Annotated in this window: 23 protein-coding genes; 9 read left to right on the top strand and 14 right to left on the bottom strand. The window is 69.3% G+C overall.

Annotation, left to right across the window (positions count from 1 at the left end):
- Window positions 1-4 precede the first annotated feature (4 nt).
- Window positions 5-775, top strand: a complete 771-nt coding sequence (locus Q0907_RS12575) for an endonuclease/exonuclease/phosphatase family protein (protein ID WP_296281383.1) — start codon at window positions 5-7, stop codon at window positions 773-775.
- A 15-nt stretch (window positions 776-790) separates the two neighbouring features.
- Here the strand turns inward: Q0907_RS12575 and Q0907_RS12570 are convergent, their stop codons facing one another.
- The 6 genes from Q0907_RS12570 to Q0907_RS12545 all read right to left on the bottom strand — a co-directional run bounded on the left by Q0907_RS12570 (window position 791) and on the right by Q0907_RS12545 (window position 7,915).
- Window positions 791-2,137, bottom strand: coding sequence for an EAL domain-containing protein (locus Q0907_RS12570; RefSeq protein ID WP_299345186.1), 1,347 nt, complete (start codon window positions 2,135-2,137; stop codon window positions 791-793).
- A 104-nt stretch (window positions 2,138-2,241) separates the two neighbouring features.
- A complete protein-coding gene (locus Q0907_RS12565; protein WP_299345184.1) occupies window positions 2,242-2,577 on the bottom strand; it encodes a DUF3325 domain-containing protein in 336 nt (111 codons plus the stop codon).
- Entirely contained in the window at window positions 2,570-4,234 is a 1,665-nt protein-coding gene (locus Q0907_RS12560; protein WP_299345183.1) for a PepSY-associated TM helix domain-containing protein, read from the bottom strand. The genes Q0907_RS12565 and Q0907_RS12560 overlap by 8 nt, the downstream gene beginning before the upstream one ends.
- A gap of 16 nt (window positions 4,235-4,250) precedes the next feature.
- Complete coding sequence (locus Q0907_RS12555) at window positions 4,251-4,565, bottom strand: iron uptake protein (RefSeq protein ID WP_299345181.1); 315 nt, start codon at window positions 4,563-4,565, stop codon at window positions 4,251-4,253.
- 40 nt (window positions 4,566-4,605) lie between these two features.
- Window positions 4,606-6,666 (bottom strand): TonB-dependent siderophore receptor, encoded by a 2,061-nt coding sequence (locus tag Q0907_RS12550; protein ID WP_299345178.1) that lies wholly within the window; start codon window positions 6,664-6,666, stop codon window positions 4,606-4,608.
- 451 nt (window positions 6,667-7,117) lie between these two features.
- Window positions 7,118-7,915, bottom strand: a complete 798-nt coding sequence (locus Q0907_RS12545; protein WP_299345175.1) for a sulfite exporter TauE/SafE family protein — start codon at window positions 7,913-7,915, stop codon at window positions 7,118-7,120.
- Between the two features lie 63 nt (window positions 7,916-7,978).
- On the opposite strand from Q0907_RS12545, the gene Q0907_RS12540 reads away from it, so the two are divergent.
- The 3 genes from Q0907_RS12540 (at window position 7,979) to Q0907_RS12530 (ending at window position 12,136) form a co-directional block, all read left to right on the top strand.
- Complete coding sequence (locus tag Q0907_RS12540) at window positions 7,979-9,940, top strand: transglycosylase SLT domain-containing protein (RefSeq protein ID WP_299345173.1); 1,962 nt, start codon at window positions 7,979-7,981, stop codon at window positions 9,938-9,940.
- A gap of 201 nt (window positions 9,941-10,141) precedes the next feature.
- Window positions 10,142-11,371, top strand: coding sequence for a multifunctional CCA addition/repair protein (locus Q0907_RS12535; protein WP_299345170.1), 1,230 nt, complete (start codon window positions 10,142-10,144; stop codon window positions 11,369-11,371).
- Window positions 11,372-11,473: 102 nt separating this feature from the next.
- Window positions 11,474-12,136: a DUF3011 domain-containing protein gene (locus Q0907_RS12530; protein ID WP_299345167.1), complete on the top strand. Its 663-nt coding sequence runs from the start codon at window positions 11,474-11,476 to the stop codon at window positions 12,134-12,136.
- Between the two features lie 55 nt (window positions 12,137-12,191).
- On the opposite strand, the gene Q0907_RS12525 is transcribed toward Q0907_RS12530, so the two are convergent.
- Genes Q0907_RS12525 through Q0907_RS12515 form a run of 3 tightly spaced genes read right to left on the bottom strand, consistent with a single transcriptional unit; the run spans window position 12,192 to window position 14,854 of the window.
- The gene (locus tag Q0907_RS12525) at window positions 12,192-12,848 is read right to left on the bottom strand and encodes an MliC family protein (protein ID WP_299345164.1); all 657 of its coding nucleotides are present in this window, start codon (window positions 12,846-12,848) and stop codon (window positions 12,192-12,194) included.
- Between the two features lie 57 nt (window positions 12,849-12,905).
- The gene (locus tag Q0907_RS12520) at window positions 12,906-14,165 is read right to left on the bottom strand and encodes a HAMP domain-containing sensor histidine kinase (RefSeq protein WP_299345162.1); all 1,260 of its coding nucleotides are present in this window, start codon (window positions 14,163-14,165) and stop codon (window positions 12,906-12,908) included.
- Complete coding sequence (locus tag Q0907_RS12515) at window positions 14,162-14,854, bottom strand: response regulator transcription factor (protein WP_296281371.1); 693 nt, start codon at window positions 14,852-14,854, stop codon at window positions 14,162-14,164. Before Q0907_RS12515 ends, Q0907_RS12520 begins: the two co-directional genes overlap by 4 nt.
- Before the next feature lie 136 nt (window positions 14,855-14,990).
- Here Q0907_RS12515 and Q0907_RS12510 point away from each other — a divergent pair, with 136 nt between their 5' ends.
- The 5 genes from Q0907_RS12510 (at window position 14,991) to Q0907_RS12490 (ending at window position 20,301) form a co-directional block, all read left to right on the top strand.
- Window positions 14,991-16,697, top strand: a complete 1,707-nt coding sequence (locus Q0907_RS12510; RefSeq protein ID WP_343229814.1) for a glycosyltransferase family 39 protein — start codon at window positions 14,991-14,993, stop codon at window positions 16,695-16,697.
- A 130-nt stretch (window positions 16,698-16,827) separates the two neighbouring features.
- Window positions 16,828-17,541, top strand: a complete 714-nt coding sequence (locus Q0907_RS12505; RefSeq protein WP_299345159.1) for a phosphatase PAP2 family protein — start codon at window positions 16,828-16,830, stop codon at window positions 17,539-17,541.
- Window positions 17,538-19,205 carry a phosphoethanolamine--lipid A transferase gene (locus Q0907_RS12500; protein ID WP_299345156.1) on the top strand — a complete coding sequence of 556 codons (1,668 nt, stop codon included), beginning with the start codon at window positions 17,538-17,540 and terminating at the stop codon, window positions 19,203-19,205. Before Q0907_RS12505 ends, Q0907_RS12500 begins: the two co-directional genes overlap by 4 nt.
- A 26-nt stretch (window positions 19,206-19,231) precedes the next feature.
- Window positions 19,232-19,966: a glycosyltransferase family 2 protein gene (locus Q0907_RS12495; protein WP_296281368.1), complete on the top strand. Its 735-nt coding sequence runs from the start codon at window positions 19,232-19,234 to the stop codon at window positions 19,964-19,966.
- On the top strand, window positions 19,963-20,301 hold the full coding sequence (locus tag Q0907_RS12490) for a lipid-A-disaccharide synthase N-terminal domain-containing protein (protein ID WP_299345153.1): 339 nt from the start codon (window positions 19,963-19,965) through the stop codon (window positions 20,299-20,301). The genes Q0907_RS12495 and Q0907_RS12490 overlap by 4 nt, the downstream gene beginning before the upstream one ends.
- Here Q0907_RS12490 and Q0907_RS12485 read toward each other — a convergent pair whose 3' ends face one another.
- The 5 genes from Q0907_RS12485 to Q0907_RS12465 all read right to left on the bottom strand — a co-directional run bounded on the left by Q0907_RS12485 (window position 20,302) and on the right by Q0907_RS12465 (window position 25,969).
- A complete protein-coding gene (locus Q0907_RS12485; protein WP_299345261.1) occupies window positions 20,302-21,468 on the bottom strand; it encodes a PQQ-dependent sugar dehydrogenase in 1,167 nt (388 codons plus the stop codon).
- A 176-nt stretch (window positions 21,469-21,644) separates the two neighbouring features.
- Window positions 21,645-22,715, bottom strand: coding sequence for a heparan-alpha-glucosaminide N-acetyltransferase domain-containing protein (locus Q0907_RS12480; protein WP_299345150.1), 1,071 nt, complete (start codon window positions 22,713-22,715; stop codon window positions 21,645-21,647).
- Window positions 22,716-22,725: 10 nt separating this feature from the next.
- On the bottom strand, window positions 22,726-23,871 hold the full coding sequence (gene nagA, locus Q0907_RS12475) for an N-acetylglucosamine-6-phosphate deacetylase (RefSeq protein ID WP_299345148.1): 1,146 nt from the start codon (window positions 23,869-23,871) through the stop codon (window positions 22,726-22,728).
- Entirely contained in the window at window positions 23,868-24,905 is a 1,038-nt protein-coding gene (locus Q0907_RS12470; RefSeq protein WP_299345145.1) for an SIS domain-containing protein, read from the bottom strand. Before Q0907_RS12470 ends, nagA begins: the two co-directional genes overlap by 4 nt.
- On the bottom strand, window positions 24,902-25,969 hold the full coding sequence (locus tag Q0907_RS12465; RefSeq protein WP_296281363.1) for a LacI family DNA-binding transcriptional regulator: 1,068 nt from the start codon (window positions 25,967-25,969) through the stop codon (window positions 24,902-24,904). The genes Q0907_RS12470 and Q0907_RS12465 overlap by 4 nt, the downstream gene beginning before the upstream one ends.
- Between the last annotated feature and the right edge of the window lie 7 nt (window positions 25,970-25,976).

Raw genomic sequence — 25,976 nt, 5'->3', positions numbered from 1 at the left:
TTCCATGACCGACTCCTCTTCCACGCGGCGGCTGCGCGTGCTGAGCGCCAACATCCAGGCAGGCTCCAGCACGCGCCGCTACAGCGACTACGTCACCCGCAGCTGGTCGCATGCGCTGCCGGCGGGCAACAAGCGCGGCAGCCTGGATGCCATCGCCCAGCTGGCCGGCGAACACGACATCGTCGGCCTGCAGGAAGCCGACCCGGGCAGCCTGCGCTCGGGCTTCACCAACCAGACGCATTACCTCGCCGAGCGCGCCGGCTTCGACTTCTGGACGCACCAGCCCAACCGCAATGTCGCGCGCGTGGCCGGCAGCGCGAACGGCCTGCTCAGCAAGCTGGAGCCGGTGGAAGTGACCGACCACAGCCTCCCCGGCCGCATCGGCGGCCGCGGCGTGCTGATGGCGCGTTTCGGCGACGGCGACGAAGGCCTGACCGTGGCGGTGGCGCACCTGTCGCTGGGCGCCAATTCGCGCAGGTCGCAGCTGGCCTTCATCGGCGAGCTGCTGTCGGACCACCCGCACGCCGTGCTGATGGGCGACTTCAACTGCGTTCCCGACACGCCGGAGATGGAGCTGCTCTACAAGCGCACGCGCCTGCGTCCGCCGGCGTTCTGCGTTCCCACGTTCCCCAGCTGGCGCCCGCTGCGCGCGATCGACCATATCCTGCTCAGCGAAGGCCTGCGCGGCGACAACGCACGCGCCATGCCTGCCGCCAACTCGGACCACCTGGCGCTGGCGATGGATATCCACGTGCCGGACAGCGCGTTGCGCTGAGCGCATCCCCTCCCCTCACGACGATGCGATGCGCTCGGTGAAGGCGGCCACGTCCATCGGCCGCCCGAACAGGTAGCCCTGGAACAGCACACAGCCCTGCCCGCCCAGCAGGGCGAACTGGTCGTCGTGCTCGATGCCTTCGGCGATCACGTCGATGCCCAGGTCGCGACCCAGCTGCAGCAGGTTGCGGGTGATCGTGGCCGCGTGGGCGTCGCGCACGACGTCGCGGGTGAAGGCGCGGTCGATCTTCATTTCGGCGAACGGCAGGTCCCGAAGGTACGACAGGGAGGCGTAACCCGCGCCGAAGTCGTCGAGCGACAGGCGCACGCCCATCGCGTGCAGCGCGCGCATCTTTCCCACGGCGTCCTCCATGTCGTGCACCAGCACGCTCTCGGTCAGTTCCAGCGTCAGCGCATCCGCCTGGATGCCGCTGCGCGTCATCACGTCGTCCACGTGCTGCACGAAGTCCGGCTGACGCAACTGCAACGCACTGATGTTCACGGACAATCGCACGTGGCGCAGGGCGGGTGTCGCCTGCCAGACCGCCAACTGCCGGCATGCCTCCTGCAGCACCCAGTGCCCGAGCGGCAGGATGAAGCCGCTGTCTTCGGCGGCCTGCATGAAGTCGGCCGGACGGATCAGGCCGCGCCGCGGATCGTGCCAGCGCAGCAAGGCCTCGGCGCCGACGATGCGCCCCGCCGCGTCCACCTGTGGCTGGTAGAGCAGCACGAAGCGACGCTGCGACAGTGCATCGCGCAGCGCGCGGTGGAGCGCGCGGTGCTCGGCGATGTCCGAATCGGCCAGGCGCACCACGATCAGCAGGCTGGCCACCGCGGTGGCGAGATTGATCCAGATGCCGACGCGCCGCACGTCCTCGGCGATCGCGAGCGACGAAGGCGTCGTCACGGGCGCGGCCGCGAAGACGACGAACAGCACCAGCAGCGCCACCACCAGTCCGTAACGCAGCCAAGGCTTTTCGTCGCGGAACACATGGTGGCCGCACAACGCCAGTACCAGCAGGAACACATGGCTGGTCCTGGGCGCCTGCGCGGTGGGCACGTCGAGGTACGCGGAGAAGAAGCACAGCACGCCTGTGAGGCCGACGAACGCCACCCACGACGCCGCACGCGGGCGATGCAGGCGCGCCATGACGATCACGCCGGCGCCCAGTGCTGCCATCGCCAGCTCCATCGCCGCCACCGCCCATTCCCCGCGCCAGGCGAAGAACACCCCCCAACCCAGTCCCACCAGCACCATGATGGAGCCGGTCGCGAGCAGAAGATGGAAAGCGCGGCGACGCCGCCGGTGATCCATCCTCGCCGGCCACGCCACGGCACGTGCATTGTCGACCGGCGCATCCATTCGATCAGTACCCCCGCCTGTCGCCATCCTACTCCTGCGGCGGCGGGCAGCACGGCGAGCGGACGGGCGGAGTCTTCCGCCGTTGCTGGGGGTGCGCCCCGGCCTTATGCGTGGGGACGCCGCACCCAGGGCGCCAGCGCGCGCAGCCAGCGCGGCCGCCATGCGAGCGTCATCGCGACGCCCGCGGCGGCGGCGGTGAGCCCCATCACCCACACCAGACTGGCCATGGTGGCATGGTCGACCGCCAGGCAGAGCCCCAGCGCCACGGCCACGGCGACCGCGCCGGCGATCTTCAGCGCGCGCCGCGTCGACCCGGCAGGCACCGCGCTCCAGACCTGCTGCGCATGCACCGGCATGGACAGGGCGAGCCATCCCATGCCGGCCGCGCTGGCCACCAGCGCCGCCAGCAGGAGCAGGGCCGCGGTCACGGGTTCAGGCATGCGTCGTCTCCATGTCCCGATGCGCTGCAGGCAGCGACGCACGCTGCTTCAGCAGGCGCGCGGTGAACGCCGCGATCACGGCGGTCGACAGCAGTGCCAGGTCGACGCCCGCTACCGGCCAGTAGCCCGCGAGAATCGTGCGCACCAGATGGTCGCCCGTGGTGGCCCAGTTCAACAGCATGGCCGCCAGCGCGAGCAGCGCGATCATGCCGCACTGCTCGCGCCACGCCGGGTTCGGCAGGCCACGGGCCACCGGCGCACTGCGCCAGGCCGCGTGCAGCATCGCCAGTGACCACGTGCCCCAGAAAGCGTAGCGCTCCCAGTCGCCGCGTGCGGGCAGCCCTTCGGGAAACAGGCGGTTCGCGACCAGGATGCCCAGCGCCGCCAGCACCATGCCGGTGACGGTGGTCACCGCCAGCGCATCCACCACACGCGCGCCCTGCTGTCCCTGCCTCGCGTGCTGCCGCTTGCGTTTTTCGACGAAGAACAGGAAGCCGGTGGCGATGCATACCGCGCCGAGCAGGCCGCCCAGCACGTACATCCAGCGCAGCAGCCAATGGCGGAAGTGCTGCAGGTGCAGGCCGGTGAGGAATTCGGCGACGCGGCCCGCCGCGCTTGGCGGCGGATCCTCGCGGATAAGTTCGCCGGTGGACGCCTTGTAGTGGATGCCATCGCCGACCAGCGCGATGCGGTCGGTGCCTGCGCGGTACACGCTGATGTAGCCGTTCGCATCGCCGACATGCTGCAGCACCAGGAAGCCGACATCGCCGGCCTTGTCCTGCGCCTGCCAGCGCCGCTGCGCGTCCGCCACCATCGCATCGACATCGGCGAGCCCGGCGGGTACGCCCGCACGCAGGTGCGGCAGGCCGGTCTCGCGCGCTTCCACCACCGCATGCAGGTCGTGCAGGTCGTGCAGCTGCGTGTGACCGACCGGGAAGTAGTACGTCGCCGCGAAGATCAGCAGGCCCGTGAAGGCGAAGAAGAAGTGGAACGGCAACGCCACCACGCCGGTCAGATTGTGCAGGTCCAGCACGCTGCGCAGACCGCCCTTGCCGGGCCGGAAGGTGAAGAACTCGCGGAAGATCTTGCGGTGCATGACCACGCCGGTGACCAGCGCCACCAGCATCATCAGGGCGGAGAAGCCGCCGATCCAGATGCCCAGGTTCTTCCAGTCCAGGGTCAGGCCGTAGTGCATCGGATAGAAGAAGCCGCTGCCGACCTTCAGTCGGTCGTTCGGCAGCGGCGTGCCGTCGCGCGGGTCGATGGTGGCGTCGGCCCAGATGGCTTCCTCCGGATCCTTCGCGTTCGGCACCTCGTAGCCGGCGAACAGCTGCAGCACCGGATCGCGGTGGGTGGTGTACGCACTCCAGCTGACCACGGTGTCGAAGCGCTCGGGCATCGGGCCGTCCACGCGCGGGCGCATCGCATCCACGGCGGCCGGCAGCGGCTGCATGCGCTCGAACGCCGGGCGCAGGATCTTTTCGTACGACGGCATCGGCTGCGGTTCGAAGCGCGTGGACGGGATCGCCCAGCGGTCGATCTCGCGGTCGAACACCGACAGCGCGCCGAAGAAGAATGCGGCCACCAGCACGAAGCCGAGGACCAGGCCGAACCAGGTATGCAGCCAAGCCATCGCCTGGCGGAAGCTCTGCATCATGATGACGTCCCCGGCCTCAGACCAGCCGCGATTGCACGAACGAACCGACGGCGGCCAGCAAGGCGCCACCGCCCACGAGCACCGTCCACACCACCCACAACCGGCGCGCCGCGAAGGTCCACAGGAACACCGCCAGGAACGCCAGCACGCCGAACAGGCTGGCGAGGAACTCGGCATCGTGGAAGTCCATGCCGGCGGCGAACATCAGGCTGGCGCCGGCGGCGACGATGCCCCAGGCGAAGCCGTAGCCGCCGAAGATGGCGGCCACGATGCGCGCCGCCAGATGCAGGCGTGGCGAACGGGGAGCGATGGAACGCGGGATCGTGGACATGGTGGCGGCGGCTACCAGGGATGGTCGGGGCGGGACGTCATCAGAACCGGTATTCCAGGCTCAGCGACCAGTGCCGCGGCGCACCGTAGTAGCCGATCTGGTACAGCGTATTGATGTACTTCTCGTCGATCAGGTTGCCGACGTTGGCACGCACGGTGGCGTTCTCCAGGAAGTCCCACGCCGCGAATGCATTGAGCACCGTGTAGCTGCCCTGTCGCACGGTCTGGCCGCTGTAGCTTTCCACGTTGGAGATGGCGCTCTGCCAGCGACCGCCGATGCCGAACGACACCGCCTCGTACGCAGGCAGGCGCGTGCTGAGCATCAGGTTGGCGGTACGGCGCGGCACCCAGTTGTAGGTCAGCGTGCCCTCTTCCCCGTCCATTTTCAGGTGGGTGTAGCCGAAGACCAGGTCGGTGCGATCGCCGAGCCTTCCCGTGGCCTCGAACTCCCAGCCCTTCGACTCCACGTCCTTGGACACGTAGTAGTTCATCAGGGTCTCGCTGCTGTAACCGGCGAAGGTCGCCAGGCCTTCCTGCTCGGCAGAGAAGTACGCCAGCGTGGTCAGCAGGCGCTTGTCGAACCACTCGGCCTTGACGCCCACTTCGTAGTTCACGCCCTTGGACGGCGCCAGGTAGAAGCCGTCGAAGTCGCGCTGGTCCTGCGGCTGGTAGATGTCCGAATAGCTGACGTAGCCCAACACGTCATCGCTGAAGTCGTAGGTCAGGCCGGCGTACGGGCTGGTGTTGCTCTCGGTTTCGTCGAACGGCTCGATACCGTTGGCGCCGTCGCGGTGGTATTCGGCGTAGTTGACGCCCAGCACCGCCTTGAAGTTCTCGGTCAGCGACAGGCGGGTCGCGCCGAATGCACGACGCAGGCGCTGGTTGAAGAAGCTCGACCGTTCGCGGGCACCCCAGGCGGGTTCCGGCACGGCATCGCCCGCGTACGGGAAACCGGGAAGCGCGCCGAACGCCGGCGAATCGGATGGCGCGGGATTGATCCAGTATGCCTGCTCGCTCTCCGCCTGACTGAGGCCGAACATCGCCTCGTGCTCGCGACCGAACAGCTGGAAGCGGCCGTTGACGCTCAGGTCCACCAGATCCGACGTCAGCTCGTCCTGGCCCTTGTAGGCCCAGCCCAGCAGACCCGTGCCGGTGACCGGATCGAGACCCGTAAGGGAGTACGCGAAGAACAGCTCGTCGTCGTTCTCGCCCTTGCGCCGGTTGTAGGTCGCCTTCAGTCGCCAGTCTTCGCCCAGCTGGTGCGTGTATTCGACGAAGGCGGTCTGGGTGTTGGTGTCCCAGTAGGCCCAGTCCACCGTGGTCGAGGCGCCCACGTCCCACGAGGGCTGCGTGCCATCGGTGTTCACGAACGGCAGCGCGCCCCACATGTTGCCGGTGGTATCGGCCTGCTGCCACGAATAGCCGAACGCCAGCGTGCCGTTTTCGCCCACCTGGCCATCGATCACCGCGTAACCGAAGGTGCGCTCGTTCTCCAGGTCGCGCAGGTAGGAGTCGCCTTCCTCCCGCGCGAACACCACGCGACCGGCCCAGGTACCGTTCTCGTTGAACGGCATCGAATAATCGAACTCGACACGGCGCTCGCCCCACGAACCGACCTTCACGCCGACCTGGCCTTCAGCCTCGTTGGTCGGACGCTTGCGCACGTAGTTGAGGGTGCCGGCCGAATTGCCGACGCCGGTGAGCAGGCCGTTCGCGCCACGGATGACTTCCAGCTTCTCGTAGCCGAAGGCGTCCATCGCACCGGTGGCGATGCCCCAGTCGTTGGGCATGCCGACGCCGTCGATCTGCGTGCTCTTGATCTCGAAGCCACGCGCCAGATAGTTGGTGCGGTTGGTTTCCCATTCCTCGACCTGGATGCCGGTGGCCAGGCGCAGCGCATCGTTGAGGCTGTCGGCGCCGAACTGCGCCATCTGTTCGCTGCTGACCACGCTGATCGACTGCGGGGTCTCCTTGATGGCCAGATCCAGGTTGGTCGCGCCGTTGCTGACGCGGTTGGCACGCTGGCCGACCACCAGCACCGCGTCCAGGTCGGTGGCGCTGCTACTGGCGGTGGACGACGTCGCCGCTTGCGGCGAACCCATGACAACGCCGGATGCGCTCAACAGCGCGGCCGCGAGTGCCGCCGGCAGGCGCGCGCTTCGGGGTGCGGGGCCGGAACGCTGTGCAGGGCGAACCAGGGGATGGGACGAAATCGGACGAAGCATGGAGGGGCCTGGGGGAGGGGGAGGGCAGCGCCGGAGAACAGCACGGGGCCAAATCTCACCGCCGTGGCTGCCCGAGCCCTTGCCGACGCATCGGGTCGCAAGGGCCCGAAGGCTCTGCGGCCATTAAATGCGAATGAGTCTTATTTTTCAAGCCGCAGGCCTCGGCTGAGGCCGCGACCCATCGTCGCAGCCGGTGCCGAGCCGCCCGCCCGGGTGTGGATCGAGGTCGTGGCCACCACACGGAAAGGCCGGCGTTGCGCCGGCCTCTTCCATTGCATCCCCGGTAGCCTGAGGAAGGGGCGGGACAGCCCTGGCGTGGACCCGCGACTCACCCGCTCGCGATGATCGCGATCCCCATCACCACCATGAAAACCGCGAACACCCGCTTCAAGGCTTTGCCGCCGATGCGATGCGCAAGGCGCGTGCCGTACGGCGCGGCGAGTACGGACGCGATGGCGACCCCGATGGCGGCGGGAAGGTAGATGTAGCCGACCGCGTGCGCGGGCAATGCGCCTGCGGGTGCATGCGCCGCATACCCCACCGCGCTGGCGATGCCGATGGCGACGCCGCACGCGCTGGAGGTGCCTACGGCCCGCACGGGCTGCACGCCACGCCAGACCAGCAGCGGTACCGTCATGCTGCCGCCGCCGATCCCGACGACCGCCGATACCGCGCCGATCAGGGATCCGGCCGCGCTCATCACCGGGCCGCGCGGCGCGGCCACACCACGTCCTTCCGGATGCGCGTTGCCGCCGAACATCATCTGCGCGCCGGCGATGAAGCAGTAGCCGGCGACGATCCAGCGCAGCACGTCGTCGTCCAGGTGCACCGCCAGGCCACTGCCGACCCAACCACCCAGCAACAGGCCGGGCACCATCCACGCCACCGTCGGCCACAGCACGCTGCCACGACGATGATGCGAGTACGCCGACGACGATGCGGTCAACACGATGCTCGCCAGTGAGCTCGCGAGCGCGGCATGCATCGCCGCGTCTTTCGGGATCCCGTGCAGGGGCAGGATCCACGCGAGTGCGGCGACCAGGACCAGGCCGCCCCCGATGCCGAGCAGGCCCGCGAGAATGCCGGCCAGCACGCCGAGCAACGGAAAAATCCAGACACCTTCCAATCAGCACCTCGCTGTGACGCGTTGTCTACGTGGACGTTCAGCCGGCTTGGGTATAGTCCCGGCATGATCCGATCCACGACTTTCATCGTACTCGTTGCCATCGCCGGGCTGTGCAACGCACCCTTCTCGCGCGCGCAGTCGCTCGACGCACAACGTCCCGCGATGCGCGATGCGCTCGCCGCGGCCGAGGCCGGTCGCTTCGATGCCGGCACCGCGTCGTCGCTTACCCGCCACCCCCTGTACGGATGGCTCGAGTTCGCGGCCCTGCGCCGCGACCCCGATGCGATATCCACGTCGCAGGCACAGGCCTTCCTCGCGCGCTACGAAGGCCAGGCCGTCGCCTCGCAACTCCGCAGCCTGTGGCTGGCGGCCCTGGCGCGCCGCCAGGACTGGCCGACGTTCCTGGCCGCATGGAAACCGGCCGACAGCGTCGCCCTGCAGTGCGCCCACCTGCAGGCGCGCCAGGCCACCGGACGCATCGATGCCGCGTGGACCGAACAGGCGCAGGCGCTCTGGCGGAAAGGCGCGAAGTCGCTTCCGGATGGGTGCGACCCCGTCTTCAATGTGCTGGCGAGCCAGGGCGCGCTGGCGCCGGCGCTGCGCTGGGAGCGCATCGATGCGGCCGCGGCCGAGCGCCAGACCGGCGTGATGCGCAGCGCGGCGCGTGGCCTGCCCGGCGACGAGGCCGCACTCGCCAACGACTATGCCGCCTTCATCGATGCCGTCCATCCTCGCGCGATGAACTGGCCGAAGACCGACCGCAGCCGCCGCATGGCGGCCCACGGCCTGTCGAGACTCGCACAGAACGATCCCGACACGGCCGAGCGCATGCTGCCGCAATACGCCGACGCGCTGGGCATGGGCCCCGACGAGCGCGGGCAGGTGCTGTACCAGATCGCCTTGTGGACGGTCGCATCCTACGGACCGGATTCCGCGCGCCGCTTGGGCAACGTACCCGAGTCTTCCTACGACGAGCGCCTCCACGAATGGCGTGTACGCGAGGCACTGTCGCGCGGCGACTGGCCCTCGGCGCTCGTGGCGCTGAAGAAGATGCCACCGGCGCAGCGCAGCGATTCGCGCTGGCGGTATTTCGAAGCCCGCATGAGCGAGAAGACCGGCGACCGGGCCGCCGCACAGCGTCTTTACCGGGAGACTGCGGGCAGCCCGACCTTCCATGGCTTCCTCGCCGCCGATCGGTTGGAGCAGCCCTACGCGTTGTGCGCCTGGATCCCGAACGACCCCGCCACCGCCGTGCAAGCCGTGGCGCGCGACCCCGCCGTCGTTCGGGCGATGGAACTCTGGCAGTTGGAGCGTCCGGGCTGGGCGACGGCCGAATGGAACGAGGCGCTGTCCCGCTTCGACGATACCCAGCGCCGCATCGCGGTGCAGGTGGCGCAGGACAATGGCTGGTTCGACCGTGCCGTGTTCTCGTTGGGCAAACAGCCCGACGAGCAGCGCCTGTACCGGCTGCGCTTCCCGCTGCACCATGAGGACACCATCAAGCGCGAAGCCGCGAAGCACGGCATCGATCCGGCCTGGGTCGCCGCGGAGATCCGTGCCGAGAGCATCTTCAACCCGAAGGCACGATCGGGCGCCAACGCCATGGGCCTGATGCAGGTGTTGCCCTCCACGGGTGCGGGCGTCGCCAAGCGCCTGGGCATTCCCTACGCGGGCGCGGCCAGCCTGTACGACGCCGACACCAACATCGCCATCGGCACCGCCTACCTGCGCGAGATGGAAGACAAGTACGCCGTGCCCTATGTCGCCATCGCCGCCTACAACGCGGGGCCGGCGCCGACGGCACGCTGGCAGTCGCAGCGGCCGGGCTTCGATCCCGACGTCTGGATCGAGACGATCAGCTACAAGGAAACGCGCGAGTACGTCGCGCGCGTGCTGGCCTTCAGCGTGATCTACGACTGGCGCCTCAACGGCAGCGCCCTGCCGGTCAGCGACCGCCTGATGGGTCGCGTGCAGGCCAAGCGCAAGGCCTTCACCTGCCCGACAGCACAGATGCCGAAGAGCTGATGACGCTGCGCCCCTGTGGGAGCGACGTCAGTCGCGACCGCGGAAACAGGACGACGGCCCACGTCCCGCATCGGGAAGTCGCGTTGTCAGCGGATCATCGCGCACGATCGTCGGGCTGATGGCCTGCACAGGTCGCGGTCGCGACTCGCGTAGCTCCTGAAGCAATCCCGCATCGCGCTCCGGATCCGGCATCATGCCGGCATGAAGACCTATCTCGTCGGCGGCGCGGTGCGCGACCGGTTGCTCGGCCTGGCGCCCGGCGACCGGGACTGGGTGGTGGTGGGTGCGACGCAGGCGCAGATGGAAGACCTCGGCTTCAAGGCGGTGGGACGCGACTTCCCTGTATTCCTGCATCCGGACACGGGCGAAGAGCATGCGCTTGCGCGCACGGAGCGCAAGAGTGGCCGCGGCTATCGCGGGTTCGTCGTCGATGCCGACCCTTCGGTAACGCTGGAAGAAGACCTGTTGCGGCGCGACTTCACCGTCAACGCCATTGCCCAGGACGACGACGGCGCGCTCGTCGATCCCTACGGCGGCGCGCGCGATATCGCGGCGCGCGTGCTGCGGCATGTGGGCCCGGCCTTCGCCGAAGATCCGCTGCGCGTGCTGCGCGCGGCCCGCTTCATGGCGCGCTTTGCATCACTGGGTTTCACGATCGCGCCTGAGACGATGGCGCTGATGCGCGCGATGGTGGCCAGCGGCGAACTGGAGGCGCTGGTGCCCGAGCGCGTGTGGCAGGAACTGCGACGTGCGCTGGCGTCCACGACGCCCTCCACCTTCCTGTCCACGTTGCGCGCCTGCGACGCATTGGCGGTGGTGCTGCCGGAAGTGGATGCGCTGTATGGGGTGCCGCAGCGCGCGGAATACCACCCGGAGGTGGATACCGGCGTGCACCAGGAAATGGTCAGCGACATGGCGGCGGAACTCGCGCCGGGCGATGCGCGCATCGGCTTCGCCGCGCTGGTGCACGATCTGGGCAAGGCCCTGACGCCGGCCGCGGTACTGCCGAAGCACATCGGCCATGAACATGCCGGGGTGAAGCCGGTGATGGCACTGTGCGAACGACTGAAGGTGCCGGTGGACTACCGCGAACTGGCCGTGATGGCATGCCGCGAGCACCTCAACGTGCACCGCCTCGCCGAGCTGCGCGACGCCACCGTGGTGGAACTGCTCACCCGCTGCGATGCATTCCGGCGACCCGAACGCATCCCGTGGCTGGCGACGGTCTGCGAAGCGGACAAGCGTGGCCGCGGGGGACAGCGGCAGGCCGACTATCCGCAGGGGCGTGCACTGGTGCGCCTGCACCAGGCCGCATTGCGGGTCGGCGCGCGCGATGTGGTGCGCGAGGGCATGACGGGCGTGCAGATCGGCGAAGCCCTGCAGGCGGCGCGCGTGCTGGCCATCAGGCAGCAGCGGACGGCGGACGGCTGACGGACGGTCGGCCATTCCGTCTCCCGTCCGCAGGGGAGCACGGTATCGTGTCGCCGCGGCCGGGGGAGCCGCGCCCTCCCACCATCACACGAAGGACCCGTCATGGAACGCACGCGCCTCCTGCTGTCCGTCTGTCTCGCCGGTGCCGGCCTCTGGGGCGCCGATGCCCGTGCCGACGACTACGTGACCTGCGAAAGCCGCAATGATCGCTACCAGAGCTGTTCGATCACCACCGCGGGCTACGTCACGCTCGACCGGCAGCTATCCACTACGTCCTGCACGCAAGGCCGCACCTGGGATTACAACCGTCGGGAGATCTGGGTGGACGATGGCTGCCGGGCGACCTTCCGCGTGCACACCAGCTCGTCCGGACACCACGGCGACGACCATGACGCCAAGGTCGCGGCGGGCGTGCTGATTGGCGCGGCGATCCTCGGCGCGATCGCACACAACGCCAACAAGAAGGACGACAAGTACGACGACGACCGCTACCAGGGTGCCCGGCACAGCTCGTACGTGCCGTCGTGGATGATCGGCACGTTCGAGGGTTACAACGCGGTGTACGACCGCGACGTCACCCTCACGATCACCGCGGATGGCCGCGCCACGGCCCGCACGCGCGACCAGACGGTCGACGGCTGGATCAACGACGGCCGGCTCAACGTGGGGAATACCGCGTTCGACATCGACCCGTCGCGGGATGGCCTGGTGACCACGCAGGTCGGCGATCGCCAGAACGAAGTCCGCTACCGCCGCGTGCGCTGACCGCGCCGACGCGGCACGGACGCGCCCGCCACGCCGGCGGGCGCGTCAGCGGTCGTCATTCCATCGGCTTGCAGGTCAGCTTGTTGCCGAAAAAATCGACTGACGCTTCGCCTTGGTGCTCCCAGTACTCAATGCCGACGCGGCCGTACTTCACACCGCTGGCGGCCGGTTGCGGGAACACGATCGCCTGGTCGTTGCCCCAGGTCATCACCGCCGCCTGCGGATCGATGTCGTTGTAGTACACCATCGTGAAAGGCAGGCGGTTGTCGCTGCATCGGTATTCCACGGTCTTCGGCACCACGACGCCGGGCGCCGCGATGGCCAGCTCGACCAGCCGCGTCCGATAGGACTCCAGCACGCACAGGCGAAGGTCATCGGCCTTCCAGCAGTCGTCGCGCCCCTTGGCCCAGCCGCGCTGCGTGGCAGGGTCCGTGTCCCTCGCGTCGGCGTAACGCCTGGCCAGTTGCCGATCCAGCGCGGCGAGTTCGGCGTCGCCGCAGACCAACCGCTCGGCGGCCGACTGCGCCTTGGCGCAATCGAACGATGGCGGTGACAATGCGGGCACTTCGGCCGCAGGCGTGGGTGCGGGGGGTGCCACGGGCGCCGCCGCGACCGGAGGCGTGGAGGCCGGCGTTGCAGGGGGCGCGGGCGGTGCCGAGGGCTTGCAGGCCGACAGCAGCACCAGGGACAGGCAGAACAACGGCCGCTTCATGACGGTGTCCTCCGGGAAAGGCGGGACGATGCTAGCGCGTGCCGGCGAAGCCCGGCGTCAACGCGCGATCCGCAGGCGGCTGATCGTGCCGCGACCCGGGGCGGACTGGATGGACAGTGTCCACCCGAAGTGTTCGCACAGGCGCGCCAGCAGGTCCAGGCCGATGCCGCCGCCCTCGCGGCTGCCGCCCCGCGCCAGGTGCGCATAGATGCGGCTGATCTCTTCCGGCGTCATGCCATGGCCGGGATCCTGCACGGTGACGGTGGCGTCCGCGTCCAGCGCCACGTGGATCTGGCCCCTGTCGCTGTTCTCGATGGCATTGCGCAGCAGGTTGCCGATCGCGGCCTGCACGATGTGCAACGGCGCGCTCACGCTGCATGGCGCGAGCGCGTCGATGACGACCGACAGGTCCTTGCCTGCCATCAGGTGGCGGTGGTCGTCGATGATGTCGGGGAGCAGCTCGTGCAACGGCACGACTTCCGTGGCGCGCGAGAGGCGTGCCGGATCCTTCGCCAGGGCCAGCAGCAAGCCGATCAGCCGTTCCACGTCGCGCGCGGTGCGGTGGATGCGTTGCACCTGCTGGCGAGCGGGCGCGGGCAGTCCCGCCTGGTCCAGCGCAAGCTCGCTGGCGCCCGCGATGACGGCGATGGGCGTGCGCAGCTCGTGGCTGGCGGTGTCGATGAAGACGCGCTCGCGCTCGACGAAAGCGTCCTGGCGCCGCAGGTAGTCGTTGAGCGCATTGGTGATGACGTGCAGCTCCGCACTGGCGTCCTGCGTCACCACGATGCGCTGGCCCGCGCGGTCGGGCGACAGTGCATCGATGTCGTCGGCCAGGTCGGACAGCGGCCGCAACGAATTGCCTACGCCGCGCGCCACCATGACGCCGATCACCACCAGCATGACCAGCGCCAGCCCCAGCGAGCCGATGATCAGCGCGTCCTCGATGGCTTCGATCCCGGTGATGTCGCGCACGACGAAGTACTGCACGCCGTCCACGCGCTCGACCAGCACCACGTTTTCGCGCCCGTCGAACCAGAAGTCGTCATGGACGCCCGCAGGCAGCATCGACAGGCCCGGCGGCGGCGGACGGCCGGGCACGCCGTAGAGCTGCACGGCGTCCGTGTCCTGCCAGCGATGGTGCGGATCGGCCTGCCGGCGCGCGAGGTGTTCGGCGATCTCCCGGTGGAGCAGCGACTTCCAGACCCGGTCCTCGAGGAAGTCGTCCGCGAAGACCAGCAGGATCACCGCGGCCAGCAGCACGGCGTAGCCGCCCAGCAGCCGCCGGATCTGCCCGCTCAGGCTGCGGTGGCGCTTCATGCCTCCGTCGCCCCGTGGGGCACGGCGAGCCGGTAGCCGGTGCGGGGAAGCGTATGGATCAGCTTGACCGGAAACGGGCCGTCCACGCTGCGCCGGAGTTCATAGATGTGCGAACGGAGCATGTCGCCGTCGGGCGGATCGTCGCCCCACAGGGCATGTTCCAGTTGCTGGCGGGTGACGGCCGCCGGACTCGCCTGCATCAGCGTTTCCAGCAATTTGCGGCATGCGGGGTACAGGTGCAGCGCCTGTCCGGCGCGCATGACCTCCAGCGTGGCCAGGTCGAGGGTCAGATCGTGCACCTGCAGCAGCTTGCGCCGCTGCCGGCCCTGCACGCGCGCCAGCAACGCCTCCAGGCGGACCTCCAGTTCCGGCAACGCGAACGGCTTGGTCAGGTAGTCGTCGGCCCCCGCGCGGAAACCGGAAATCTTGTCCGGCAGTTCGTCGCGCGCCGTCAGCATGATGACCGGCACGTCGGAGGCATGGTCCTCGCGCAACCGGCGCAGGACCTCCGGGCCCTCCAGCCGCGGCAGCATCCAGTCCAGCACGACGGCGTCGTACGCCTGCGTGGCGGCCAGGTGCAGGCCGGTCACGCCGTCGGGCGCCGCGTCCAGGGTGTGGCCGCGCGCCTCGAAGTAGTCGAACAGGTTCGCGACCAGGTTCCGGTTGTCTTCGATCACCAGCAGCCGCATCGGCAGGGCCCGCGCGAAGGGAGGAGGACCGGCAGCATCGCAGGCCGGACGTCGAAACGCCGTCGGAACTCCGACGGTTCTCTTACGCCGCATGATCCACGATCATGCGCCCGACTGCCGACCGCCGACCCCGCCGATGCGACCGACGCCGCTCCGAGACGCCCCCCGCTGGCAGACCCCGTTGTTGATCGCCCTGGTGGTGTGGGCGCTGTTGGCGGGCCTGGGCCTGCGCGAACCGATGCCGGCCGACGAGCCGCGCTTCGTGCTGGCGGCGCGGACGATGGTCGAGAGCGGGCAATGGCTGTTCCCGCACCGGGGCATCGAGCTGTACGCGGAAAAGCCCCCGACCTTCATGTGGCTGCAGGCGGCCAGCTATCTGCTGGTGCGCGACTGGCACGTTGCCTTCCTGCTGCCCTCGCTGCTGGCGGCCTTGCTGACGCTGTGGCTGTCTGGCGACCTGGCGCGCCGGCTGTGGGGCCGCCGCGCCGTGCCCTACGCGGTGTTCGGCCTGTTCGTGTGCCTGCAGTTCGCGCTGCAGGCCAAACGGGCGCAGATCGACATGGTGCTGGTGGGCATGACCACGCTGTCGCTGTGGGCGCTGATGCGCTACCTGCTGGAAACGCCGCGCGCGTGGCTGCTGGCACTGGGCACCTTCGCGGCGGGGCTGGGCACGGTGACCAAGGGCGTGGGCTTCCTGCCGCTGCTGGTCTTCGTGCCCTGGCTGTGGGTGCGGTGGAGGTCGCGCCGCGCGCTGCCGCCGCATCGTGGCGTGCGCGCGCTGGCGGGCGTGGCGGGCTTCATCGCCGGCGCCGGGGTGTGGCTGGTGCCGATGCTGTCGGTTGCGCTGACCTCGTCCGATCCCGCGCTGCACGCGTACGCGCGCGAAATGCTCTTCAAGCAGACCGGCACGCGCTATGCCAGTGCCTGGCACCACGTGAAGCCGGCCTGGTACTACCTGCAGACGATGCTGACGCTGTGGCTGCCGGGCGTCCTGCTGGCACCCTGGCTGGTGCCGGCGTGGTGGCGACGCCTGCGCCGCGTGGACCCCCGGCATGCGCTGCTGCTGGGCTGGGCGGTGCTGGTGCTGGTGTTCTTCAGTGCCAGCCCGGGCAAGCGCGAGGTCTATGTCTTCCCCATGCTGCCGGCATTGGCAGTGGCGGCGTCGCCGTTGCTGGCCGGGTTGCTGCGCCGACGCGGCGTGCGGACGGTGCTGTGGTCGTACCTGGCGGTGCTCGTGGCGGTCGCCGGTGGACTGGGGCTGTGGCTGCTCACCGCGTCGCCGGCGCGCGTGCATGCGCTGGTCGATGGCCGCGGCATGGACATGGATACAGTGGCGCAGCTGGGGCGATGGCTGGCCGGTTTCGCGGCCGTGGCGGTCGTGGTGATGGTCGCGGCGCGACGACGGGTGGCCGTGGCACTGGTCGCGGTCACCGCGGCGCTGTGGACGGCGTATGGCATGGGCTTCATGCCGGCGCTCAGTCCCGACAGTTCGGCGAAGGCCCTGATGCAGCGGGTCGGTGAACGGATCGGCCCCCAGGCAGAACTGGCCATGCTGGGGTGGCGCGAACAGCACCTGCTGCAGGCCGACCGCCCGGTCACCGACTTCGGCTTCAAGCAACCCTGGGCCGCGCAATGGCAGTACGCGCATGCGTGGTTGCTGGAAGCACCTGCGCAGCGCTGGTTGTTCCTGCGCAAGGAAGCCATCGGACCCTGCCTGGACCCGGCGAAGGTGGTGGACATCGGTGCATCCAACCGGCGCGCATGGATTCTGGCCCCGAGCGCGGCATGGATCCCGGGCTGCGAGGTCCCGACCGACTGGTCGGCGGACGTCAGCGAAGACTGAATCGGCGGCAACCCGGGACGCTCGCACGCCCGTTCTCGTGCGTCTCTTAACGCGGCTCCGACGCGCGTCCGACCGCGCTACGACGTAACCGCCACCAGCATGCGTGCACGTTCCGCTCGCCGCCTGCCGCATGTCGTCCTTCCCGGTCCGCCCCCTCTCGCGTTCCCTTGCCCGACTGTCGTGGCGGTTGCCGTGGTCGTTGCCGGTGCTGCTGCTCGCGTGGTGGCTCGCACGCCATGTGGACCTGGCGGTGGCCCACGGGCTGTTCCACTGGGAAGGCGACGTCTGGTCGCTCAAGCGCAGCGTGCTGCTGCAAGCGGCGCTGCATCGTGGCGGTCGGCTCCTGAGCCAGGCGGCCTGGGCCGGCGTGCTCGTCGCCACGCTGCTGCACTGGCGTTCGCCGGCGTCGCAGGCGTGGACGCGGCCGGCGGCGCGCTTGCTGCTGTCGGTCTTCGCATCGGTGGCCTGCGTGGCCGCGTTGAAGGCCCTGACCCACATGGACTGTCCCTGGGACCTGGCAGGCCTGGGAGGCGACCGGGCGTTCGTGGCGTTGTTCGAAGCACGGCCCGCGACGATGCCGCCCGCCGCGTGTTTTCCCGCCGCACATGCCGCGGGCGGCTATGCCTGGGTGGCGCTGTATTTCTTCCTGTCGCAGGTGGCACCGCGCTGGCGCCGGGCCGGGCTCGCCGTCGGCCTGGTGGCCGGTGCCGTGTTCGGTGCAGCACAGCAATTGCGCGGGGCGCATTTCCTCTCGCACGACATCGCCAGCCTGGCGGTGTGCTGGACGGTGGCCTGGGGCGTGAACACCCTGTCCGCATCGGCCCCGCGGGAGACGCAGGCATGAGCGCGTCGGTCGTCGAGCACGCGCACGCCGGCTCGCGCGGGCAACGCCTGCTTGCCCTGCTCGCCGTGCGGCCGCGACTGCACACGGAAACGCTGATCCTGTTCGCGTGCCTGTACTTCAGCCTGTTCGCAAACGCGGAATTCTGGCGCGCCGCCGCACCCCAGCCGTGGACGCACGGTATGTGGACGCTGTCGCTGTTCCTCCTGGTCACCGCCGTGCATGGCGTGTGGCTGTCGGTGCTGGTCTGGCGACATACCGCCCGCTGGGTGCTGTCGGTGCTGGTGGTGGTGGCGGCCCTGGCCGGCCACTACATGGCCAGTTACGGCATCTACATCGATGCCGACATGGTCCGCAACGTGCTGCACACCGACTGGCGCGAGGCGAGCGACCTGGCCGGCGCCGATGCCGTGCTGCCGCTGCTGGCATCCGTTCCCGCGCTGCTCGTGGTGTGGCGCGTGCGCCTGCGTCCCCGCACGTGGTCGCGCACGTTGCTGGCACGCGTGCTGTTCCTCGCCGGCATGGTGGTGGTCGGCGCGCTCGGCGTGCTGCCCTCGATCCAGCCGCTCACCGCCTTCCTGCGCAACCAGCGCGAAGTACGCTACCTGGTCACGCCCGCCAACGTGCTGGTATCGCTGGCCAAGGTGGTCAGCGAGGAGGCGCCGGGCAAGGCGCGCTTGCAGCTGCCGATCGGCGAAGACGCCGTGCAGTCGCCGGCCGCCACCATGCGCCGCCCCCGCCTGGTGGTGCTGGTCGTAGGCGAGACGGCCCGCGCCGCCAACTGGGGCCTCAACGGTTACGCGCGCCAGACCACGCCGGAGCTGGCGCGGCGCGGCGTACTCAATTTCCCCCATGTCGCCGCCTGCGGCAGCAGCACCGAGGTATCGCTGCCCTGCATGTTCTCGCCGTACGGGCGCGAGCACTATGACGAGAAGGAGATCCGCGGGCACCAGTCGCTGCTGCACGTGCTGCAGCGTGCGGGCGTGGCCACGCTGTGGCGGGACAACCAGTCCGGCTGCAAGGGCGTATGCAACGGACTGCCGGTGGAAGACCTGCACGCACGCAACGACCCCGCGCTGTGCGACGGCAAGCGCTGCGAAGACGGCATCCTGCTCACCGGCCTCGCAGACGCGGCGCGCCGCAACGCGGGCGATCAGGTGATCGTGCTGCACATGCTGGGCAACCACGGACCCACGTATTTCGAACGCTATCCGCCCTCCTTCAAGGTGTACCAGCCCGTCTGCGAGACCTCGGACCTGGGCCGGTGCTCGCGGGCGCAGATCGTCAATGCGTACGACAATGCGCTGCGCTACACGGACCACGTACTGGCCGGGGCCATCGATGCGCTCGCCGGCATGGGGGATTACGACACGGCCCTGCTGTACGTCTCCGACCATGGCGAGTCACTGGGCGAGAACGGGCTGTACCTGCACGGCATGCCGTATTCGATCGCCCCCCGCGAGCAGTTGCAGGTGCCGATGGTCGCCTGGTTCTCCCAAGGCTGGCGCAAGGCGACCGGTCTGGACGACACTTGCCTGCGCCGCCAGGCGGCCGGCCAGCGCAGCCATGACGACCTGTTCCACACGATGCTGGGCCTGACCGACGTGAAGACGGCCCTCTACCGGCCGGACCACGACATTTTCCTGACCTGCCGGAGTGGACGATGACCCTCCCTTCCCCAGCAAGCAGCCCCATGACGAGTCTGTCCGTCGTCATTCCCGTCTTCAACGAGCGCGGCAACATCGGGCCGCTGGTCGAGGAAGTGGTACGCCACCTGCGCGGCCACGTCGCCTTCGACATCGTGTGCGTGGACGACCAGTCCGACGACGACACCCGCGACGTGCTGACGGCCCTGAAGGCCGAGGTCCCCGAGCTGCGGGTGCTGGTGCACCATCGCCGCAGCGGGCAGAGCACGGCGATCCGTACCGGCGTGAAGCAGGCCCTGTCGCCGTGGATCGCGACGCTGGACGGCGATGGCCAGAACGACCCCGGCGACATCCCGAAGCTGCTCGCCGCGCGCGACGCCGCCGATGCACAGACCAAGCTGTTCGCCGGCTGGCGCGTCGACCGCAAGGACACCGCCAGCAAGCGCTGGGCGTCGCGCTGGGCCAACCGCATCCGCCAGCGCCTGCTGCGCGACGACACGCCGGACACCGGCTGCGGCATCAAACTGTTCGAGCGCGCCGCCTTCCTGGACCTCCCCTATTTCGACCACATGCATCGCTACCTGCCCGCGCTGATGCAGCGCGCGGGCTGGAAGACCGTCAGCGTGCCGGTCTCGCACCGGCCGCGTGGGTCGGGGCAGTCGAAGTACACCAACCTCGGGCGCGCCCTCGTGGGCGTGCGCGATCTCATGGGCGTCTCGTGGCTGATCCAGCGCAGCCACGTCACCGCGATCAGCGAGATCAACGCGGGGCGCAAGCCATGAGCGTGATGGACCAGGAACTCGTCTGGCTGGGCTGGACCGGCCTGCACATGACGCCCTGGAAGCTGATCGGCCTGACCGGCGCCGCCATGTTCGGCGCGCGCTGGGTGGTGCAGTTCGTCGCCTCGCGGCGCGCGCGCCGGCCCGTCATCCCGCGCCTGTTCTGGTACATGAGCCTGGCCGGCAGCCTGATGGCGCTGAGCTACTTCCTGTTCTCGTCCAAGCAGGATGCGGTGGGCGTGCTGCAGAACCTGCTGCCGGCGTTCACCGCCGCCTACAGCCTGTACCTGGACATCCGCAACGGACGCGAGACGCGCGCGGACGGCCGCCCGGCCTGATCAGCTGCGGTTGGGCATGAGCTTCAGCAACCGCCCGCCGGCGCCGTCCTCCAGCAACCACAGCGCGCCGTCCGGCCCCTGTTCGACCTCGCGGATGCGCCGCCCCATCGGATAGCGCCGCGCCTCGCGCGCCTGCGTGCCGGTGAATTCGATCTCGACCAGCGCCTGCGAGGCCAGGCCGCCGATGAAGCCCTTGCCGCGGAACCAGGGAAACAGGTTGCCGGTGTAGATGACGAAGCCCGCCGGCGCGATGACCGGCGACCACCAGGCCTCGGGCGCGTTCAAGTCCGGTCGCGTCACGTGGTCCGGGATCGGAGTGCCGTCGTACTGGTCGCCGTTGGACACGACGGGCCAGCCATAGTTGGCGCCGCGTTCGATCAGGTTCAGCTCGTCGCCGCCCGACGGCCCCATTTCATGCGTCCACAGCTGTCCCGACGGATCGAAGGCGATGCCGAGCAGGTTGCGGTGGCCCAGGCTCCACACCTGCGCCGCAATGCCGCCCTGCGCCGCGAACGGATTGTCCGGCGGCAGGCTGCCATCGTCGTTGAGCCGGATCAGCTTGCCGAGTGAGGACTGCAGGTCCTGTGCAGGCGTCTGCTGATCGCGCTCGCTCGAGGTGATCCACAACTTGCCGTCCGCCCCGAAAGCGAGGCGGTGTCCGTAGTGATTCGAGCCTGACACTTTCGGCAGCTGGCGCCAGATCACCTGCAGGTTGGACAGGCTTCCGCCATTGCCACTGGCATCGAGCTGCAGCGTGGCGCGCGCCACGGCAGCGCCGCGCGTGCCGCCGCTGCCGGCTTCCGCATAGCTGACATAGACCAGCCGGTTGTCGGCGAAGCGGGGATGCAGCAGCACGTCGCCGAAGCCCCCCTGCCCGCCGTAGGCGACCGTCGGCACCCCGATGATCTCGCCGACCTGGCCGCTCGCGACGTTGGCCAGGCGGAGCTTCCCGGATTTCTCGGTCACCAGCAGGCGACCGTCCGGCAGGAACGTCATCGCCCAGGGCTCGTTGAACGTGGCGACCGGCGTACTGGTGAACGGCGGGTCGGGGACCTGCCGCGCGCGCGACAGTCCTGCCATGGTGCGGCCCGTGCCGGTCATCGCCGCCCCGGTCCCGGCCGGTGCCGGCGTCGCTGCCGTGCCCGCGGCGGAGCCGGTCGTGGGCATGACGCGGGAGGCCACCACCGCCTTCGCGCCCTCCTCGGTGATCGACGCCCGCTGGCAGGCGGATACGCACAGGCAACAGACAAGCAGCAACGGCATCTTCATGCAGGCGGCATCCGGCGGGGCTCGTTGCCCTTGTACGCCTGCGGAGCGAAGAAAAGCGTGACGACGGCGGAGCTTCAGACCTTCACGTACCAGCCGCGGCGATCCATCGCCCACACGACCAGCCACCACACGCCGACGAACGACAGCGCGAAGGCCAGCGACGGCAGGTACGGTCCGAAGCGCGGCGTCATCCAGTTGGCGAATCCGACCCGGTACAGCGGCTCCATCCAGCCAAGCGCGAGCAGTACGTACGTCATCACGGCGGCGCCGACATAGGCGGCGATGGCATTCACACCGAAGCGCCGCCCCACCGCCGGCCACCCCTGCCGGTCCACCGCCGCATGGGCGAACGCCAGCGCGAGCGATGCGCAGCCGGCGGAGAACAGCGCATACGACGATGTCCACAGCGCCTTGTTCAATGGAAACACACTGCTCCATGCCAGTCCGAGGGCCACGGCCGCCATGCCGGCCAGCACCAGCGTGCGAAGCGCGCCTCCCCGCAACCAGGCGCCGGCGCGCACGCCGAACAGCGTGGTGGCGATGGCCGGCAGCGTGCTCAGCAACCCCTCCGGATCCTGCCCGCGCGCGAGCGTCGTATCCCACTGGTACAGCCACGGCGCGAACAACGCCGTGTCGATGCGTGCCGGCAGGTTCGTGTAGGCCGCATAGCCGGACGGCGCGAGCAGCGCCCAGTAGCCGAGCAGGACCGCGCCGATCAATGCCCACTGCAGGCGAGGCTTCACGTACAGCGCGATCAGGCCGGCCGCAGCGAAACACAGGCCGATCCGCTGCAGCACGCCCCAGGGGCGGAAGTGCGGACGGTCCAGCATCAGGTACGCCAGCAGGTGCAGCGCCAGGCCGAGCGCGACGATCTTCGCCGCGCGCCACAGCAGCGCGCGCACCAGCACGCCATGCGCCACGCCTGTTTCGCTACGCGGCACGATGCCCAGCGAGATCGATACGCCGACGATGAAGAGGAAGAACGGAAACACCAGGTCGGTCGGTGTCACGCCATGCCATTCCGCGTGCAGCAGCGGTGCGTAGACATGCGACCAATCGCCCGGCGTGTTGACCAGCAGCATCGCGGCGACCGTCAGGCCGCGCAGCGCATCTACGGACGCGAACCGGGCCGGCGCGACGCTCATGCGCGCGGGATCAGGCGCCGCCGATCCACGTGCCGACGATCTGCAGGTCGGCGTCCAGCGCCACCAGGTCGGCACGGTAGCCGGGCGCGATGCGGCCGCGCGTCCCGCCCAGGCCGAGGACATCGGCAGGATAGGTGGACGCCATGCGTGCCGCCTCGTCCAGCGGCAGGCCGAGCAACCGCACGCAGTTGCGCACGGCGGTGATCATGTCCAACGCCGAACCCGCCAACGCGCCGGCGGCATTGCGCACCACGCCGTCGACGGCGGTGATGGTTTCGCCATACAGATCGAACGACGGATCGTCCGAACCGACCATCGGCATCGCATCGGTGACCAGGACCACCTTGCCGCGCGGCTTGGCCGCCAACGCGACGCGCAGGCTGGCCGGATGCACGTGCACGCCATCGACGATCACGCCACACCAGCAGCTGTCGTCCTCCAGCGCAGCACCGACCGCGCCCGGTTCGCGGCCCTGCAACGGCGACATCGCGTTGTACAGATGGGTGAAGCCCGACACGCCCGCGTCGATGCCGGCGCGGATCTGTTCGTAGCTGCCCGCCGTGTGGCCGGCGACGACGATCGCACCACGCGCCACCAAGGTGCGAATGGTGTCGGTCGGCACCTGTTCGGGCGCCAGGGTCAGCAGGGTCACGCCGCTATCGAGCGACGTCGCCATCGCGATTTCGTCCGCGCCGGGCACGCGGAACTTGGCCGCATCGTGCGTGCCCTTGCGCGCGGGCGCGATGTACGGGCCCTCCAGGTGGATGCCGAGGACGCCCGGCACCCCCTGCGCGATGGCGTCGCGTGTCGCCGCGATCGCGCGCGCCATCACGTCGGCATCGTCGCTGATCAAGGTCGGCAACAGGCCGGTCGTGCCGAAGCGCCGGTGCGCCTTCGCGATCGTGCGGATCGCGTCCACCGTGGTGTCGTTGTTGAACAGCGCGCCGCCGCCACCGTTGACCTGCGCATCGATGAAGCCGGGCAGCAACGTCGCGCCGCGAAGATCGTGCCGCACCGCATCTGACGGGATCGCATCGTCCGCGAGCAGGTCGGCGATGCGGCCGTCCTGCATCAGTACCGCCAGGCCTTCGACGAAGCCGTCCGGCGTCAGCACGCGGGCGTTGCAGAGGGCAATGGCGGCGCTCGTCGCGTTCATACCGTTTCCGTGACCTTGTTGAGGTGCGGCGGCACATCCGGATTGTGGCCGCGACGCAGCGCGAGCGCATTGATCGCCCGGTAGAAGCTCTGGATGGTCAGCAGCGGCGCGCACGCCGGATGCGGTGCCTCGACCAGTGGCAGATCGCCCTGGCGCGATGCCACCCACACCTGCGCACCGCGGTCGCGGAATTCCTGCGCCAGCGCCAGCGTGCCGGCTTCGGTTTCGTCCGGCTGGGCGAAGCAGAGCACCGGGAAGCCCGGACCCACCAGCGCCATCGGTCCGTGTTTCACTTCCGCCGAACTGTAGGCCTCGGCGTGCAGGCCGCAGGTTTCCTTGAATTTCAATGCGGCTTCCTGCGCGGCGGCGAGGCCCAAGCCTCGTCCCAGCACGAACAGGTTGTGCGCACCCACCAATCCATCGCTCAGCGGCGACCAGTCCGCCTGCCACGCGCGACGCAGCGCGTCGGGCAGGGCATCGGCGGCGGCATGCAGCGGCGCCTCGTCCTTCCAGTACGCGGCCAGCTGCAGGATCGCCGCGAGCGAACCCAGGTAGCTCTTGGTTGCCGCCACGCTGCGCTCGGGACCGGCGCGCAGCGGCAGCACGGTGTCGGCGAGTTGCGCCAGCGGCGAGTCTTCCACGTTCACCAGTGCGACCACGCGTGCGCCGGCCTCCTTGGCCGCGCTCGCGTTGCGCAGCAGGTCCGGGCTCTTGCCCGACTGCGAGATCACCACGTACAGCGCATCGGCCAGTCGCTGCTTCACTTCGTACACCGACCCCACCGACGGCGACGCCGACGCTGTGACCACGCCGAGCTGCGTCTCGAACAGATACTTCGCATACGTCGCCGCATGATCGGAACTGCCGCGCGCGCAGGTCACCACGAACGGTGGAGGATTACGGCGCAGGTCGTCCGCCAGCGCTTTAACCGTCGCGGCGTTGCGCGCGTACTGGTCGGCGACGATGTCGGCGGTCTGGGCCGCCTCCTGGTGCATCAGGGTGTCGGAAGGCGCAGGCAGTAGCGTGTCGGTCATGGCGAGAGCGGTTCGGGTCGGTCGGCGCGCGGACGGACCGGCGCCGTGGAGCCCCGCACCACCAACTGCGGCACGAAGCCCTGGTTGTGCACGGGGGTGGGGTTGTCGTCATAGGCATCGGTACGCAGGCCGGCGATCAGCAGGCGTGCGGCCTGTTTTGCGATGTCCTGCGTCGCCTGCTTGGCGGTGGTCAGCGGCGGCCACGACTGCTTGGAGAACGGGCTGTCCTCGAAACCGGCGATGGACAGGTCGTAAGGCACGTTCATGCCGGCCGACTTCGCCGCCGCCAGCACGCCGGCCGCAATTTCATCGTTGGAACCGAAGATCGCCGTGGGCGGTTCGCGCAGTGCCAGCAGGCGGCGCGCGCCGCGGAAACCGTCGTCGAACGTGTAATCGCCCGGCACGACGAGATGCTTGTCGAGGGTGATGCCGTAGTCCTTCAACGCTTTCTCGTAACCGGCATAGCGTTCGGTACTCGACCGGTGCGCCAGTCCGCCCCACAGGAAGCCGATGCGCTGGTGTCCGAGCTGGATCAGGTGTTCGGTGATCTCGTAGGCGGCATCGCGATCATCGACATAGACGCACGGCAGGCCGTCTTCCGGATCTTCGGTCGCGGCGATGATGCGCACCAGCTTCACCCCGCGCGCAGCCAATGCCGTCACCAGGTCGGCGCGTTCGGACATCGGCGCGGTCAGCACCAATCCGGCCAGGCGCGAACGCTGGACGAATTCCACGAGCTCCTCGGCCAGCAACGGCGAGGTGGAATCCACCGGATGGATCTGCAGGCCGAAGCCGGTCTCCTTGCAGGCGGCCAGCACGCCGTTCTGCACGCCGATGATGTGGTACGGGTTGGGGTTGTCGTAGACCAGACCGATCACGAACGGCGTGCCGCTGCGCAGGTTGCGCGCGGACTGGTCCGGTTCGTAGTCCAGTTCGGCAATGGCGTGCAGCACGCGCGCACGCGTGCCCTGCAGCACCGACGGCTCGTTGTTGATGACCCGGGACACGGTCTTCAGCGAGACCTTCGCGCGTTCGGCGACGTCCTTGATGGTGGGTCGGCGCATGGGCGTT

It is taken from the genome of uncultured Pseudoxanthomonas sp., from assembly GCF_947498795.1.
Taxonomy (GTDB): Bacteria; Pseudomonadota; Gammaproteobacteria; order Xanthomonadales; family Xanthomonadaceae; genus Pseudoxanthomonas_A.
The sequence above is the reverse complement of the archived record's forward strand: the minus strand, read 5'-3'. Positions and strand labels throughout refer to the sequence as shown.